Source organism: Chitinophaga sp. (assembly GCF_035564935.1).
Lineage (GTDB): Bacteria > Bacteroidota > Bacteroidia > Chitinophagales > Chitinophagaceae > Chitinophaga.
Genome location: NZ_DATMTE010000481.1, coordinates 1 through 17,777, shown reverse-complemented (window position 1 = coordinate 17,777; position 17,777 = coordinate 1). Strand labels below are relative to the sequence as shown.

General features: G+C 49.3%; 9 protein-coding genes. All 9 read left to right on the top strand.

What is annotated here, in order from left to right; genetic code table 11:
• The coding region (locus VN105_RS12385) for a RagB/SusD family nutrient uptake outer membrane protein (protein WP_325641281.1) at positions 1 to 1,318 on the top strand (1,318 nt) is incomplete at its 5' end.
• A 22-nt stretch (positions 1,319 to 1,340) separates the two neighbouring features.
• The gene (locus tag VN105_RS12380; RefSeq protein ID WP_325641279.1) at positions 1,341 to 2,231 is read left to right on the top strand and encodes a DUF5017 domain-containing protein; all 891 of its coding nucleotides are present in this window, start codon (positions 1,341 to 1,343) and stop codon (positions 2,229 to 2,231) included.
• A gap of 32 nt (positions 2,232 to 2,263) precedes the next feature.
• On the top strand, positions 2,264 to 3,982 hold the full coding sequence (locus tag VN105_RS12375; RefSeq protein ID WP_325641277.1) for a sodium:solute symporter family protein: 1,719 nt from the start codon (positions 2,264 to 2,266) through the stop codon (positions 3,980 to 3,982).
• A gap of 12 nt (positions 3,983 to 3,994) precedes the next feature.
• Positions 3,995 to 6,592 carry a glycerophosphoryl diester phosphodiesterase gene (locus VN105_RS12370; protein WP_325641275.1) on the top strand — a complete coding sequence of 866 codons (2,598 nt, stop codon included), beginning with the start codon at positions 3,995 to 3,997 and terminating at the stop codon, positions 6,590 to 6,592.
• Positions 6,573 to 9,950, top strand: coding sequence for a hypothetical protein (locus tag VN105_RS12365; RefSeq protein ID WP_325641273.1), 3,378 nt, complete (start codon positions 6,573 to 6,575; stop codon positions 9,948 to 9,950). Before VN105_RS12370 ends, VN105_RS12365 begins: the two co-directional genes overlap by 20 nt.
• A 4-nt stretch (positions 9,951 to 9,954) precedes the next feature.
• The gene (locus tag VN105_RS12360; RefSeq protein WP_325641271.1) at positions 9,955 to 11,370 is read left to right on the top strand and encodes an SGNH/GDSL hydrolase family protein; all 1,416 of its coding nucleotides are present in this window, start codon (positions 9,955 to 9,957) and stop codon (positions 11,368 to 11,370) included.
• A 131-nt stretch (positions 11,371 to 11,501) separates the two neighbouring features.
• A complete protein-coding gene (locus tag VN105_RS12355) occupies positions 11,502 to 13,382 on the top strand; it encodes a glycoside hydrolase family 97 protein (protein ID WP_325641269.1) in 1,881 nt (626 codons plus the stop codon).
• Complete coding sequence (locus VN105_RS12350) at positions 13,369 to 16,209, top strand: hypothetical protein (protein WP_325641267.1); 2,841 nt, start codon at positions 13,369 to 13,371, stop codon at positions 16,207 to 16,209. The genes VN105_RS12355 and VN105_RS12350 overlap by 14 nt, the downstream gene beginning before the upstream one ends.
• An 8-nt stretch (positions 16,210 to 16,217) precedes the next feature.
• The coding region (locus VN105_RS12345; protein WP_325641265.1) for a hypothetical protein at positions 16,218 to 17,777 on the top strand (1,560 nt) is incomplete at its 3' end.

Sequence of the window (17,777 nt, the reverse complement as noted above, 5' to 3'; positions counted from 1 at the left end):
TTTAAAGGTGATGGAGTTTGACGCCGGTCAGCTGGATGTGGGCAAACTCTGGGAAGTAGTGTACCAGGGCATTGATCGCGCCAACCTGCTACTCGAAAATATAGACCGGCCCACCATGGATGAAAAGAAAAGAGCTGCCATAAAAGGACAGGCGCTTTTCTTAAGAGCTTATTATTATTTTATACTGGTAGATAATTTCGGCGGTGTGCCATTAAAATTATCATCCACGAAATCGCCCGTAGAACCCGCACTGCCCCGCTCTTCCGTAGCAGCGGTATATGCCGCCATTGTAAGCGATATGAAAGCAGCGGAGCCACTGGTGAACGATATCAGTACCTACAGCAACAATGAAAGGGTTACCACTACCACCGTTCAGGCTATACTGGCAAAAGTATACCTCACTATGGCAGGCGAGCCGTTGAAAGATGTATCGAAGTATGCGGATGCATTGACCTATGTGAACAAAGTGATCGCTTCCGGCAAGCACTCGCTGAATCCTGATTACAGCGCTATCTTTATTAATCACTCCAAAGACATCAACGAACCGGGTGAGTGCATCTGGGAAGTAGGCATGTATGGCAACCAGCAGGGATCCACACAACTGGCCGGTGGCGTGGGTATTGAAAACGGCCTGGAATCGCCGGATGACAATGTAGGTTATTCCAACGGACCTATACACCCAACTGCCAGGATGTACAACCTGTATGAGGAGAGCGATAAGCGGCGCGACTGGAACATTGCGCCATATAAATATGCTATTGTGAACGGCTCGGTTTCAAAAGTAGCTTATACTGCCACACAGATCTATGAACGTACTGCCGGTAAATGGCGCCGTGAATATGAAACACAGGTGCCAAAAAACAGGTCGTATAATTCCACTAACTTCCCCGTGATCCGTTACGCCGATGTGTTGCTGATGAAAGCAGAAGCAGAGAACGCCGTGAACGGCCCGGTTGCAGATGCCTACAATGCCATTAACATGGTAAGAAGAAGAGGCTACGGCAAACCGGCCGCCACACCGGATGCAACGGTGGATCTGCCTGCCGGTCTTGGTAAAAACGACTTCCTCACTGCCATCCAGGATGAAAGGGCCAGGGAACTTTGTTTTGAAGGAGCGCGTAAACACGACCTGATCCGCTGGGGATTATATTTATCCAGTATGCAGTCGCTCGCCGCTGAAGTAGCCGCTACCGCACCTTCTGCCTGGAAGTATTCCGGTAATGCCGCAAAGAATACAACAGCCAGGAATGTACTGTTTCCCATTCCTAATACAGAAACTACCATTAACCACCTGGCAGAACAAAACAAGGGTTGGTAACACCGGGTCAAAAAATTTTAATATGCGAAATTCAATATACCTGTTGATCATTGTTATTATATTTATCTCCTGTTCCAAGGTGAAAGTAGAAACACCATCACTGGAGGTGGCTACTTCCTCGCTTACTTACAAAGTGGGAGATACCGTTACCTTTAACTTTACCGGTAACCCGGATAATATTGTTTTTTACTCTGGTGAGCCCGGTCATATATATGAGTTCCGGACCCGGACCACCGCAGAAAATGACCTGCAGATCAATTTTAAATCGCTTGTACAATATGGTGTGATCTATAAGAACCTGCAGCTGCTGGTATCCGGCAACTACAACGGGGCCGGCGATACCGCCAGTGTGAGGGCCGCTACGTGGACAGATATTTCCGACCGGGCTGTTTTTTCCACCGGGCAGGACAATACGCCATCGGGCACTATCAGCCTGAAAGAATTTGCCGACCCGAAGAATACCGCCGCCCGTATTTATGTTGCTTTTAAGTATACGGATTATAAAAAGCCGAAGGGACAGAATCGCTGGGTGATCCGGACGTTTGAAGCCAATAATATTTCTGAAGATGGGGTAGTGTCGCCGCTGGCCGTTTTATCTACCGCCGGGTGGAAGGCGTTCGACTTTAAAAACCCCGCCAATGTATGGTCCGTTACCACTGTGCAACTGCTGATGTATGGCGGTACCCTGGATGCGGATGATAATGAAGACTGGGTGATCACCAAAGGATTTGATCCTTTTTCGGTTAAACCGGACGCTGGTATTGCCCTGAAGAATATCAGCACTACCTTACCAGCTTATCAGTATGTGTATACGAAACCGGGCACTTATAAAGTGACATTTGACGCATCTGCGGTGCGTTACAACGGTGAAAAAAGAACTACGAAAGAACTTACTTTAACTATCACCCCATAGCGGAAAAGCAGGGGGTTAAACGGACACATTTGATGAACACTGTAATCGATACATCGGTCATTATTGTATTTTCCCTATTTATTATGCTGGTGGGTTTCTCCTTTTCCCGTACAGGGAGAAACCTCAAGTCCTTTTTTGCCGCCGGCGAATCAGTGCCCTGGTTTATAGGCGGGTTGTCGCTTTTTATGAGCTTCTTTTCAGCCGGCACTTTTGTAGCATGGGGATCAATTGCTTATAAATACGGATGGGTGGCCATCACCATACAATGGACCATGTGTATCGGCGGACTGGTGACAGGACTTTACCTGGCGCCCCGGTGGAAGGCCACCGGCAATCTCACTGCTGCGGAGTTTATCAGGGAGCGACTGGGTGTGGAAGTGCAGAAGATCTATATCTACATTTTCATGGTAGTGTCGCTGCTCATTAAAGGCTCCGTGTTGTATTCCGTAGCCAGGTTGGTGAGCGCTTCGCTGGGGCTGCCGCTGATGCCAAGCACGGTGGTGCTGGGCTTGTTCATGATTGCCTACACCGCTGTAGGCGGCTTATGGGCGGTAATGGTAACGGATATCTTACAGTTTGTGATCCTCACTGCAGCTATACTGATCATTATACCGCTGGCATTTGACGCCTCCGGCGGCGTACAACATTTTTTACATTTTTCCCCCGAAGGATTTTTCAGCGTAGTGAATGGAGAATACACCTGGGGCTTTATTCTGGCCTTTGCCTTGTACCATGTTTTTTATATAGGCGGCAACTGGACGTTTGTACAGCGTTATACCAGCGTGGATGTGCCGCGCTCTGCATCGAAAGTGGCTTACCTTTTTGCGGGGTTGTACATTATCAGTCCCATACTCTGGATGCTGCCGCCTATGTTGTATAAAAGCATTAATCCTGGTTTGCAGGGACTGGAAACGGAGAACGCCTATCTTATGATGTGCCAGCACGTGTTGCCGGCCGGGCTGATGGGCCTTATCCTCACCGGTATGTATTTCTCCACGTCGGCATCGGCTAACACTGCGCTCAATGTAGTATCGGCTGTATTTACGAATGATATCTACAAAGGTTCCATCAACCCCGGTGCTTCTGATAAAAAACTGATGAGCGTGGCCCGCATCTCTTCCTGGTTCTTCGGGTTGGGGATGATAGGCATCGCTTTGATAGTGCCTTACATTGGCGGTATCGTGGAATTTACGCTGAGCATAGGCGCCGTTACCGGCGGACCGTTGCTGGCGCCGCCTATATGGGCGCTGTTTTCAAAGCGGCTAACGGGAAAGGCTACACTGTATATTACCGGTATCAGCCTGGCTACTAACCTGGTATTTAAAATTATTATCCCGCTGGCAGGAGGACATGGTTTAAGCCGTGCCAATGAAATGTTGCTGGGAGTAGTACTGCCCTTTATTATGCTGGCGTTGTATGAAGTATATGCTTACTACAAAGGACTCACCAGTAATGAATATATACAGCTTAAAACACTGAAGGCGCAACGCCGGGAAACGGTACGCGAAAAAGATGAAAAGGAAGAGTTGGAAATAAAAAAGCAAAACAGGTTTGGCCTGAGAGTAATTGCCTTTTCCCTTTCGTTCATTGCTTTACTGTTATTCGGGCTGTGTTTCTTTTCCGGAAAAAGCGCTGGCCTGGTGGCAGGTATTGCGGTGGTGATCCTGTTAGCCGCACTCATTCCTCTGAGGGCATCCCGGAAAGTGAAAATCAGCCCGGCAACGGAACGGGCTGCGCATTTGGTAAATTAAAAAGATAATCTCTTGAGAAAAATATTATCAGCCGGGTTCTTGTTTTTTGCAGCCTGTATATCTGCACAGGCGCAGCAATCCGCGCCTGCGCTCCGCAATAACGCGGTGCAGCTTTCCTGGGTAAACCGGAACGGGGAGTGGCACATCGGTAACGTTGCTGTACACGGGCAACAGCTGCCTCATGTGAGCGGGGAATATACATTGCTATATACAAAAGAGAAACCGGGCAATACGCCCGTTACGCTGTATGATAAAGATGGTAAAAAGAGCAGCTTTCTTGAATCGCAGTACAGGTACATCACGCCTTTGTGGAATGCAGCGCTGCAACCGGTTCCCATGAACACTGCCGGTGAAGCTATTTATTTTTATCCATCTTCCTTTAGTAAAAATAACAACACACTTACCTTCACAGCGGAAACCAACAAAGCTGCTGTTATCGCTTCCTGGCGCCTGGATGAACAGTATCCGGGAGATGTGCTGGTAGAAATGTCCCTGCAGGCAAAAGAGGATGGCTATTACTCACTGGCAACACCAACTTTGGCGGCTGTACAGGAAAATGAACTGGCATGGGCGGGCATACCGGGATACTTTCAAAGTAATGCTATTGAAAAAGATCTTATAAAATCATATGCCTACATGCAGGGCATTCCCGATAGGCCGGTGATTGTGCGCGAAAGAACAGCCGCTACCTTGTCGCCTTTCATGCAAACAAAAAACAACCTTACCCTGGCAGTGATCCCTGCGCCCGGCACCGGCCGCGATCCCTGGGAAGAAGATACCAAAACACAAAACGAATGGCTGCTGGGTCTTTCCCTCATGAACCGGAAGGCAACGCTCACGCCTACACTCTATCATCCTGTACTGGGTGAAAAAGGTTCCCTGCTGAAGAAAGGGGATAAGGTAAACTTCTCCTTCCGGTATACTCTTCAACAGGCCGGCTGGTACAGCGTGTTTAAACATGCGGTGAATGATATCTATCATTTCAACGATTTCCTGGCACTGAAAAAAACGGGGCAATCGCTCACCAACCGTATACTATCCATGCACAAATACCTGGTGGATAATAAAACCTCGCTGTGGAATATTGAGAATTATAAAGGGATGGAGATAGGCGCCCAATCCTACCTGGGCGGCGTATATGGCTCGGAGAAAGATGCCATGAAAAATTCTGATTATGGCGCCATGTGGATGCTGGCTGCTGTTACCGGCGACAGCGTACTGCAACAAACCCGCCTGCCTTATGCACGCAACTTTAAACTGGAGCAGCAGGATCATACGCCCGGTTTTTTCCATGGTGCGGCAGCAGGGCAATACTATCTCACTAAAAGCAAAAGATTTACAGAAGAATGGGGTCCTTATGTAGAACCCATTGCTGTTACTTACTACATGATGATGGACATGGGAAACATCCTTTTGTTCAACCCGGGAGATACTACGTTAAAAAAAGAACTGCGGTTGGCTGCCGACAGGCTGCTGGCCTGGATGAAGCCGGAAGGCAAGTGGGCGGTAGCTTATGACCACGCTACACAAAAAGAGATGTTTACGGAGGTGGAAGACCTGCGTCCTACTTTTTACGGATTGCTGATAGCCTGGAAAATACTGAAAGATAAAAAGTACCTGGATGCCGCTAAACGCGGAGCTAACTGGTACATTGAAAACGCTACGGCAAAAGGCCATTTTCTAGGCGTTTGCGGCGATACCCGTTTTGCGCCCGATTTTGCCACGGGGCAAAGTGCGCAGGCGTTGCTGGATCTGTACGATATAACAAAGGAACGTAAGTACCTGCAGGCGGCTATTCGCACTGCGGAACTGTACACAACTTCAATTTATACTCACCCTGTTCCTTCCGCCAAAAGTAAAAAGGTGAATGGTGTATTGCGGCAGGACTGGGAAATAAGCCAGGCCGGGCTTAGCTTCGAGCATGGCGGTATCCTCGGTTCTGCCAATCATCGCGGACCTATTTTACTTGCCAGTCATGCCGGTATGTTTGTACGCATGTTCACTTTAACCGGCGATTCCCTTTTCCTGAACATGGCAAGGGCGGGCGCTCTTGGAAGGGATGCGTTTGTAGACAGCGCTACCAGCGTTGCCTCTTATTACTGGGATGTAATGAACAAAGGCGCTGGTCCATACCCGCATCATGCCTGGTGGCAGGTGGGATGGATCACCGATTACCTGTTGTCCGAAATGGAGATGCGCTCTTCCGGTAAAATTGAGTTCCCGCGCGGTTTTATTACACCCAAAGTAGGGCCGCATCAAACTTATGGTTTTGCTGCAGGAAAGGTGTATGGCACCAGTGCGAATTTGTTGTTGAAAGATGGATTGCTGAAAACAGAAAGCCCTTACCTCGATTACTATTGCGCTATTAACCCGGCAGGAAAGAAATTGTTCCTGTTGTTGCTGAACAATGATGATGATCCGCAGCATAGCACCCTGCATATAGATTATACCAAAGTAATTGCAGGTAAAACCATAAAGCCGGTAGCTTGTTACCGGATCGGCAAAAACGGCAGCAGGAAAGCAATCGGAACAGGTAGTTCCTTTAATGAAGATATAACATCGTATGGCCTGAGTGTAATAGCAATAGATTATGAAGTGGCAGCTAAGTAGACATTTAATTTTTGCAGTAACAGCTTGCCTGTTCAGCGTAAGTGTAAGCGCGCAAAACGGTTACCTGCTGGAGGCGGAAGACTTCCAGTTCAAAGGCGGGTGGCAGTTGGAGAAAGCATCCGGTAATACGATCCTCCGTGTTTTTGCCGGCAAAGTAAAAGCGGCGGATGCGTTAACAGTTATCAACATTAAAACAGCCGGCACATTTACCGTTTGGGTACGTACGCCGGATTATCCCGCTAATAAGCCGGGCACCCGTTTATTCCGGGTAGCAGTGAATGAGCAACCGCTGGAGAATGAGTCCGGCCGCCATGGTAAAGAAGGCTATTACTGGGAAAAGGCGGGCGTTACCAGGCTGGATGCCGGGGAAAATGTAATAGCGTTACAGGATACCAGGGGTAATTTCGGGAGATGTGATGCGCTCTTTTTTTCTCCTGCCGGCCTTGATCCGAATACATTGCCGCCGGCTGCGTTGCAGCGTTTTAAAATAATACCGCTAACGGCGAAGTATACGGCACCGGCAGTTGCTCCTGCCGCTGCCGGGAAAGATATTCCTATGCAGGGTACTGTTATAGCTGGTGTTGACAATGGAAAGCTACGCCTGCAATTTATGAAAACAGCTGTGGGAAAAATAATAGCCGGAAGCGGCATCCGGAAGGATCACCAATGGCTGCACGGCAATGGTCATAAAATATTCCTGCTTACCGCTAAGGAACCGCAGATCAGTTTCGGCAGTTTCTTTCCCTCCTGGAACGGAACAAAGGCATCCGGCACTTTCCGGAGCCGTGGGAAAAACTTTTCCGTGCTCGCGCCTGAAAGTCTTACCAATCCCTACCTTGCGGGCACACTGCAGGAATGCATGCCTGTTGCCGTGAAGCAGATTAACGGTGGTGCGCTGGAAGTTACTTATCAAACAGCCGGTGGTCAATCCGTGAAAGGCACCTGGCAACTTGATCCGGGCAGTAATCACCTGTTGCTAACGTTAACGTATATACCAAAAGAAGCCGGTTGTGTTAGTTTTGTGGTGGCCGCCTTTGAAAGCGCCAATAAAGAAGACGTAGCAGCCATACAGGCGCCGCCTATGTTCCAGTACCAGCGTATCCCGGACCACCCTGTAGTGCTGCCTTCCGCCATGATGCCGCAGCCGCTGGCCATTATGGAAACAAAGCAGGGCGTCAGCACTTTTGTGGCCGGTACACCGGCGGATTTTCCGCTGGACTGGGGCGAAGCCGGCAGGTCGCCTATGGGCTTTACAATAAAGAATAGGGAGAACGAAGTACAGCCGGTGGCATTATCGCCCATACCTGGCCTGGACGATTCCAGGCTGGCTGCCGGTCAGCCGCTTACCCGTGAATTTGCCCTGGGTGCATTGCCATCCGGCTGGAACGATGCACTGGCGTATATTTCAGACAGCATTTATAAAGTACGGGATTACCGTTCGCAGGAGCATATATCTCTTACCGAAACCGTATTCAATATTACGGACCTTATGCGCAACGATACGGCGGCTGGCTGGGCGCCTGAGCTGAAAGGCTTTTACGATATTGAAGCCGATCCGAAAGTAACACCCACCGTGGTACAGGCGGCACCGCTGGCGGTGATTTCAGCAGCGGTGCTGGAAAAGGACGAAGCGTTTTATACCAGCAGGGCATTGCCTGTTATTGAGTATACCTTATCGCGCAGCGGCTTCCGCTGGTCGAAAGGAGTGGCCGGTACGCCGTTTAATAAAGACAGGCAATCGCTGGTGCTGAGCCCTTTCAATTCACAGTTCACCACTGCCTATTACGAAGGCCTGCACCAGTTGCTGGGAGCGACCAATCCCTGGCTGAAAGAGATAGCGCTTCCCGGTGGGCGTATCAGGCCGGCGAAAGGATATTCCGTAAATATTCCCGCATGGACGCAGGAACTGGCGGCTTACCGTTTTACAAAAGATAAAAGCTGGCTGAAAGCTGCCATAACAGATGCAAAAGCATATATCGCGAAGGAAGTATACGGGGTACAAACCAGGCCGTTGAGCAAACAACCTTTTTATAACGCATCATTTTATGCGTACTGGTGGGATCTCACCGATTTATATGATGTTACAAAAGATACTTCCTTCCTGCGCGCGGCGGAAACTTCCGCATTTCAAACGCTGGCAGGTATCAGGGTGTACCCGTTGGTGAAGAACCAGCTGCAAACCATTCACCCGGGTAACGTATACGACGGCAATACTACCCTGTGGTGGAAAGGTGGTGAAAAATACCGGCTTGGTTTCCCGAGAAAGAAAGGCGATGTGCAGGAGAAACAGGTGCCGCAAAGCCTGGTATCGCCCGTAGGGCTGGGGTTTGAGCAACCTTTTACTTTGTTCGATCCCGGCAAGCTGGTGCGGCCGGTGTTCATGAGCAGCTGGGCGCCTCACCTGTTGCGTTTATTTTATGAAGATAATAAAGCGATATTTGAAACCTATGCGCGCAATGCTGTAATAGGCCGCTTCACCAATTATCCCGGCTACTATGCCACCGGCTTTACAGATATTACCATGCAGCCGGATTTTCCCTATAAAGGTCCGGATGTAAGCTCTGTATATTATCATCATATTCCACCTCACCTTGCGTTTACGCTCGATTTCCTTATCACCGAAGCCATGCAGCGATCACAGGGGAAAGTGAATTTTCCTTATGGCAAACAGGATGGATTTGTATGGTTCAACAACCGGATCTTTGGCGGTGGCAACGGGAAAGTATTTGATGACGCTGCAGTGGAGCTTTGGATGAAAAGAGGACTGGTGCAGATAAGTGATCCCGCCGTGAACTATGTGACCGCTGTTTCAGGCAACCGTTTCTGGCTGTTGCTCCTGAATGAATCGGCTAACCACGTAAACGCGGATATCCGTATCGGGAAAGAAGTGGCGCTGCAGGATGGGGCAACTGCTGCTTATTATGCAAAGGCAACTGCTTCCCCTGTAACGGTAGCTGTACACAACCGGCAATTACGTGTAGCCGTTGGCGGTAAGGGCTTCTCCGCGGTGTCGTTCCCATTGGCTGTAAAGCAGGAAATAAAGCCGGTAACGCCGGTAAACAACGGGATGCAGGTGCTGGATATGGGGCCGGGTATTGGCAAATGCTATGCTTTCCGGATACGTTCCCCTTTCGGATGGGATGCCGTGTACACTTACCTGGAATCGCCGCCCGAAGAAGGTTTACAGGCTGCTTTCCGCGTGAACGGAGAAAGCAGCGTGGTAGCCGCTTATCCTTATGAAACCTCGTTCCATCCCATTGGTGAAGAAGCGGAAGTGACGCTGGAGATAGCAGTTCGCACAGCAAAAGGACAGGTGAAAAAGGGAACCATTCATTTTGATCACAACTCCAAACGATAGTAGTATGAAGCATTATTTTATCGGGGTATTATGTATGGGAATGTTATTGCAAACAGCCGCGCAAAGCAGGGAAGATACCGAACGCGCCAGGCTCATTGCCGCCTCGCAGGCGGGCGCTTCGCCGTTGTATTTTAATCCGGCTGATCCTGCCATACCGCTGATCACACCCGGCAATTACAATAACCCGGCTGAATGTACGGTGCGCGGCGGCATGCCTCATTTCTTTAAAAAAGTATCCGCAGGGAAACCGGTTACCATAGGGTTTATAGGCGGCAGTATTACACAGGGCAACCAATGCTACCGCCCGCAAACGGCCAGGTATATCCAGTCCATGTACCCGGGGGTAGCCATGAAAGGCATTAATGCCGGCGTTTCCGGAACTGGAACAGACCTCGGCGCCTGCCGCCTTAAAGATCAGCTGCTGCAACACCACCCTGATCTGATATTTGTGGAATTTGCCGTGAATGGCGCCTATACAGATGGAATGGAAGGTATCATCCGGCAGATCCGGCAATTTGATCCTGCTATAGATATCTGCCTGATCTATACTATCCATAACGAGCAAACGAAAATATACACAGCGGGCAATATCCCGGAAAATATACAGGGATTGGAAAAGATAGCGGAGCATTACCACCTGCCGTCGATTCACCTGGGTATGGAAGCCGCCGTGCTGGAGAAGGAGGGCAGGCTGGTATGGAAGGGCGACAGCGCCACCGCCGCCGGCAGGATCGTTTTCTCTGCCGATGGCACGCATCCAGTAACCGCAGGAGGAAATCTTTATGCGGCCGCCATTGCAAGAGGGCTGAACAAAATGAAACAATATACCCCGTCTTCTCCCTATACCTTACCCGCTCCGCTGATAGCAGATAACTGGGAAGATGCCGGCATGTATGCCCCGGAAGACATTGCCACCTTCAGCGCCGGCTGGAACAAGGTGAATCCCGCCGGTTCCCCGCAAAAACAATTTACCGGCTGGTTCCCTTACATCATGAAAGCATCGCAACCCGGCGCTTCCTTTACCTGCAAATTCAAAGGCAGCATGTTTGGCTTTTTTGATATCGGCGGCCCCGAAATGGGACAGCTGGAAGTGATCATCGACGGTGTGCCGGTACGACTGGCGGACAGCGGTTTCAAAGGCACCCGGCAGTTAAAGGTTGTGGACGCCACTGCACCCGGTAGCAGCAATGTCATCAACCGGTTCAATAATTACTGCAACAACAGGTACCGTGGACAATACGAATTTATTAAACTCAGCCCCGGCGTACATACCGTTACCCTGCGGGTATCTTCCCAAAAGGCAGATAAAATAAAGATCCTGGGAGATAAACAACTGGAAGATATTACCCGGAACCCGGAGAAATACGACAAAACAGCAGTGTATATCGGGAAGATCCTGCTGAGAGGAACACCCCTGTAACAACAACCTTACTTTATGGGAACATTCCCAAGGAGTGGGAATGTTCCCAACTTTTTTACCCGGCGGATATTTTGAAGTTACGCGGGGCACACTGTTAATTTGAAGGATCAAAAAACTGATTTCACGTTTATATGCGGCGCCTGCTAATCATCGCTTTTTTATTGCCTGTTCACATTGCCCTGGCTACAGATACTTTACTGCTGCATAGTCCGCATAAAACCCTGTGTGCAAAACTCTTCACGGTACAAGGGCAGCTCATGTACCAGTTACAGGCCGGTAAACAGCCGGTGCTTATGGCTTCGCGCATGGGTATCAAAGTGAATAATAAAATGGTGGGAGATCAGGTACAACAGGTGATCATCTCCCTGAAAAAAAATATTGATGAAACAAACCCAACACGACTGAATGCAGCGGTTGCCGCTCAACACGGTATCGCCTATACGATAACAGTGCAGGAAAATAATACCAGCTTCCAGGTGGAGTGCAGGATGTTTGACAACGGCTGCGCTTTCCGTTATATCATAAACGGAACAGGTGAGCATCATGTACAGGAAGAGCTGACTACTTTTACTGTACCTGCTTCCTCCGGCGTATGGTATTTTGAACGGAACAACAGCTGGAAGCTCCAGTCGTATGCCGGTTTGTGGCAGCATACGGATATAGGCCGGTTACCCGTGGTTTCTTCGCAGGGGCCTATCCAGGGAAAACCACTGGTGATTGAACTGCCACAAAAAAAGTATGCAGTAATTACGGAAGCAGCCTTATATAACTACAGCGGTATGCGGCTCAAAGCTTCCGCCGGCGGCGTATTACAGGTGAACTTCACCGAAGGGGCTGCCGGGTTTACCGTGAAAGGCAAACTGGTAACACCGTGGAGAACCATTCTTTATGCAAATGATCTTAACGCTTTGGTGAATAACCACGTCATCGAAGATCTTAATCCAACACCGGATAGCATACTGTTTGCTGACAAGTCTTATATCAGGCCGGGTAAAAGCGTGTGGAGCTGGATTACGAGGAACGAACACTATATGGAGCCGGCGGAAGAAATGCGTTTTATTAACGCCGCTGCCGCACTGGGATTTGAATATACATTATTGGACGAAGGCTGGGAAACCAAATGGCCGCATAAATGGGAACAGCTGAAAACACTGTGCAGCGAGGCCGCAGGAAAAGGCGTACGTATCTGGGTATGGAAACATTCCAAGGAGATAAGGGATACCACAAACCGTAACAGCTTCCTCGACAGTGTAGCCATGACGGGCGCTGCAGGGATCAAAACAGATTTCATGAACAGCGAGGCTGAGCCGCTGATAGCATTTGAAGAAGGACTGCTTAAAGCTGCTGCTTCCAGGAAACTGATGGTGAACTTTCATGGTTGCCAGGCGCCCACCGGGGAAAGTAAAACATATCCCAATGAAATGACCCGGGAAGGCATTCGCGGAATGGAGCTGAATATTATGAAAGAACCTATCCCCGCATGGCATAACGCTGCATTGCCTTTTACACGTTTCCTTTGCGGGCACGGCGATTATACGCCTGGTTTTTTCAGCAACAGGGGCGCCACTACCCATACACATCAACTGGCGCTGCTGTACCTGTTCAACTCACCGTTTCAATGCATCGCGGAAAACCCGGTGAGGTTATTGGAAGACAGCACCTATACGCCCATTCTTCCCCTGCTGAAAACGTTGCCGGTAACCTGGGATGAAACCATTGTACTGCCTGGCAGCAGCATTGGGCGCATGGCTGCCTTTGCACGGCGCAAGGGCCGCGACTGGTACGTGGCGGTGATCAATGGAACGGATAGTATAAGCGCCTTCACCCTGCAACCATCTTTTCTCAATAAAAAAAGAAAATATAAAACAACACTGATCACAGATTCCGCGGATGGTAATGCATTTGTTGCATCATCTCCGCGTATCCGTGCAACTGATCGACGGAAAATAATGATCCCTGCAACAGGCGGTTTTGTTTTACGGATAGCAGCACCTGGTAATGAAAATGATTAAAGGATTATATAGCAGTATCTTTTTCCTGTGCATAGCAGCAACGGCTGTGCAGGCGCAAACCCGCGTAACGTTGAACCGGCAGCAGGTAGTTATTACCACGGCAGGCCGGCAGTATGCGTTCACGCCTTCATTCACCGTATTGTACAACACCGCGGATCCGGGCATGGCATTAAAACCCGCGGGCATTAAGCACGTGGAGTACAATATACTCACCTGGAAAGTAACCGACACCGCTAAAGCAGGATTCAGACAAAAGAAAGTAAATGCATCCGTGGCAGGTGATGGCTTCGACGACCGGATACTGCGCAGCAAAAAAGAGCTGAGGACCGCTGATATTTTTAACGCAGGGGAAATAACAACCATCACGGCATCAGGAATGGAGCAAAAGAAAGACACAGTGTTCTTCCGTTTCCCATCTTCCCAAAAATTACGGTTATCGGCGTATGTTATCCTTTCCGCCAAACCCTACCCGGTATTGCGGTATAGCTTCATACCCTTACAGGATGGCTATTACAGCATAGGATATACGGGCGCCCCGGTTTGCACGGAGGATAAAGCCGCCGCCATCTGGCAGCCGCTTATCTGGCAGGAAAAACGCATACCGGATGCGGCTTATCTCACACCGGCATTTATGGCTACGTTACCCACCACCATGGTATATGATGGCGCTGCTACCATAGGTGTGCTGGCGGAGCCGGAATATCTTCCCTTTCAACCGTTGCCGGTGCTGGCTAACAGCCGGTTTGGCGTTGCATTGCTCAACCGGCAGCAACAACTGCAGCCACAGGTGTATGCGCCTATACCTGGAGGTTACGGCTCGAAAATGAGCGCCGGTAATACTTTCAGCTTTGGTGTACAACTGGTGGCGGAACCATTGGCTGTAAACAATACTTATGAACAGATCGCCAAAAAAGTATTTGGTTTCCACGATTACCGGCATAACGATATCTCTTCCCTTAACAGTACGCTGGATAATATAGTGGATTACGCCATGTCGGATTACGCCTGGTTCATCGACAGCCTCAAAGGCTGCGCCTATTCCACTGATGTACCCGGCGCAGTGAAAAATGTGTCCAGCCTGAACCCGCTGGAACTGGCACTGGTAAAGGATGATACGGCCATGTTCGAAAAACGGGCCTATCCTTTAATGGAATTTATGTTGTCGAGAGAGAAGTTTCTTTTCAGTCTTGATAGCACCCAGAAGATCCAAAGCCCTTCCCGTAAACTAAAAGGCCCCGTGGCGCCCTTGTCGGAGCTGGCGGCGCTTTATGAACTGTCGGGCGGCACCAATGATTTTTACCTGCAAATGATGCAGCGGGAATATAACAACGATCGTATCCGTAACCTCGATGTAAAGGAAAAAGGAAGTAACTGGATCAATGCCATGCACCTGTATCGTGCTACCGGCGATAAAACTTACCTGGACGCCGCGGTAACTAAAGCAAAGCAATACCTGGAACAGCGGGTATCGCGGCCGCAAAGCGCTTTTGATGATCCGTTTTCGGGGAGCTTCTTTTTCTGGCCTGCGTATACCAACAGGTGGATTGAGTTGCTGCAACTGTATGAGCTTACGCATGATAAAGCATTTCTGAACGCCGCTGTACAGGGCGCGCGGAATTATACCATGTTCACCTGGATGTGCCCAACGCCTCCGGATAGTCTCATAACGGTGAATAAAGGCGGCAAAGCGCCTATGTACTGGTACCTGCAATCCAAAGGGCACCGGCAGATGTATTACCCGGAAGAACAGGCGCCTGCATGGCGGCTTTCCGAAACTGGTCTCACCCCTGAATCATCAGGTACCGCTACCGGTCACCGTGCTATTTTTATGGCTAACTACGCCCCGTGGATGATGCGGTTGGGATATTATGCAAAAGACAGCTTCCTCATTAATGTAGCCAAAGCCGCGGTGATAGGACGGTACAGGAATTTCCCGGGGTACCATATCAACACTGCCCGCACCACCGTCTATGAGAAAACAGATTTTCCGCTGCATCAGCATAAAGACCAGAGCGTAAACTCTTTCCATTATAATCATATCCTGCCTATGGCCTCCATGCTGCTCGACTACCTGGTAACGGATACCTATATACGTAGCAAAGGAAATATTACTTTCCCTGCCGCCTATATAGAAGGATATGCCTATCTGCAAAGTAATATGTACGGTATGCAGAAAGGCAGTTTTTATGGGGAAAAAGACGTGCAGCTATGGATGCCTGAAAGATTACTGCGCATCAGTAATGTGGAACTGAACTATATCGCTGCAAGAAAAGATAATAAACTGCTGATGGCTTTCACCAATCAATCGGCCCAACCGGTTACAGCAACGGTTACCATAAATCCTGCGCACGTGAAGCTGCCTGCCGGATGCCGGCTAACTTCCTTCACCGGGAGTGCATTGCAACAGGTGAGAGACAGTGCATTTACCATTACTGTTCCTGCCAATGGTATAGCTGCTGTTGCACTTGATGCCGTAAGATACACCGGGAGAGGGTTTCAGCAACAGGTGCTTGCCGGCGTCACTGATCACAGTGCGGACTATATAAAACTGGAAACCGGCAATGCGCATGCTATGCTGTTTAAGTTCGGCAGTTACGGCAGGCGGTTGTATATATACCTGGAAGATGATGATACCAGATTTAAAAATGCTATCCTTCATTATAAAACCAGTACCGGGAAAGAGGAAGTGATAACGGACAGTAATTATCCGTTTGAGTTTACAGTTCCGGTACCGTTGCAGCAACCTGTTGAATTTCGTTTAACCGTAACCGGTATAGAAGGAAAAAAAGAAGAAAGTAAAATAATAGTCTTGGGAGATAAAAAATAACAGGTATTATGTACTACGCACAGGCACATAAATTTTTTGTGATAACAGCCGCCATACTGCTGGCTGCCTGTGCTCCCGCGCTTGCACAAACCATACATGTAAAGGATTTTCATGCCGTTCCTGACGACGGGCAGGATGATGCCAAAGGCATCCAGGACGCATTGAACTACGCCAAAGCAAATAATATCCGCACCGTGGTCTTCGACAGTGGCCGCTACGACCTGCAGCAGTTAAGCGCCACTGCATTGAATGCTTACACAGGGCTGAGCGATTACGCAGAACTGCATTTGCAGGGCGCTGTAAATGCAGATCGCACACCAGCTACCTGGTTGGTAAAAAGCAACCCGCAACAGAACAATACCATACTGCCGCCGCATATGCGCTTTGATCGTTGCAATAACCTGGTACTGGAAAATATTGGGTTCAACAATAACCCGCAATATGCCACTGCCGGCAAAGTAGTGGAAAAGGATTCAGGGCACGTGATAGTGGAGGTATTCAACGGGTTACCTGCTGTAAACGGGATGGGTTGTTATACCGCCAATATATGGGACAGCGCCACGCGTATGTTGAAGCAAAAGCCCAGTCTTACGTTTGTAGATGATGTGGCTGCACAACAGCTATACTGGCAACTGGAAACACAGCATTCCAAAAATTATATGCGCATGAACAACGCCCGTTTCGCTTCCCGTGTGGCTGTGGGAGAGCTGATATCATGGCATTTCGGCGGACAAACCATGTTCCAGGTAGCGCTGAACAACTGTAATGACCTTTCCCTGCGTAATATAACGATGACGAACCTGGCGGGGTTTGGTATGCATACTTATGCCTGTAACAATATTACTGCCCAACAAATTGTATTCAGGGCCACCGGCTCACAGCTGGCAGTTGGGCCGCGCGATGCATGGAAGATCAACAGCTGTAACGGCATTGTGGCTATAGACAGTATGTACGTGGAAGGCGTGCGCTGGGATGGGCAAAATGTGCACAGTTCATTTTTCCAGGTAAAAGAGCGGTTGGCATTTAATAAGATGAGGGTATGGAAAAGATATACCGGTTGGACCAATTTTTTAAACGATAGCATCGGGTTTTGGAATGGCAACCAGGTGGTGAATAAAATGCCGGTAGCGTGGCAGCCGGAACCAGCCGGTGATGGCGGTATTTATGGTGTAATTACCATGCAGGATTCCCTGCCGGGTTTTGTGCAGGCAGGTACGCTCATTACGGTGTACAACTGGGATATTGATGAATATAGGCTTACACATAGCACCTTCAGGAATATTGCCGGTTGTGCGGGTGTGATCAAGTGTACGAAAGCCTCCCTGCAGCAGGTTACCTATGATCATATCATGTATCCTGCGCTGGTGTTAGGTACAGAGATCATTACGCATAACGAGGCCACTTTTCCGCAGGATGTGACTATACGGGAATGCAGCTTTAACGCCAGTGGCTGGGAGGCCCGTATTGGTAAAACAGGATTGGTAGCTATTGGTAACAGCGGTACGGATGCAATGGCAATAGGGGCCATTCAGTTTGATCACTGTTCGTTTTCCAATGCAGCTACAGGC

What these genes read in the sequence shown, in the direction of transcription:
- VN105_RS12360 (WP_325641271.1), top strand. Translation starts at nt 9,955, where the DNA reads ATGAAGCATTATTTTATCGGGGTATTATGTATGGGAATGTTATTGCAA.
- VN105_RS12365 (WP_325641273.1), top strand. Translation starts at nt 6,573, where the DNA reads ATGAAGTGGCAGCTAAGTAGACATTTAATTTTTGCAGTAACAGCTTGC.
- VN105_RS12375 (WP_325641277.1), top strand. Translation starts at nt 2,264, where the DNA reads ATGAACACTGTAATCGATACATCGGTCATTATTGTATTTTCCCTATTT.
- VN105_RS12380 (WP_325641279.1), top strand. Translation starts at nt 1,341, where the DNA reads ATGCGAAATTCAATATACCTGTTGATCATTGTTATTATATTTATCTCC.
- VN105_RS12350 (WP_325641267.1), top strand. Translation starts at nt 13,369, where the DNA reads ATGAAAATGATTAAAGGATTATATAGCAGTATCTTTTTCCTGTGCATA.
- VN105_RS12355 (WP_325641269.1), top strand. Translation starts at nt 11,502, where the DNA reads ATGCGGCGCCTGCTAATCATCGCTTTTTTATTGCCTGTTCACATTGCC.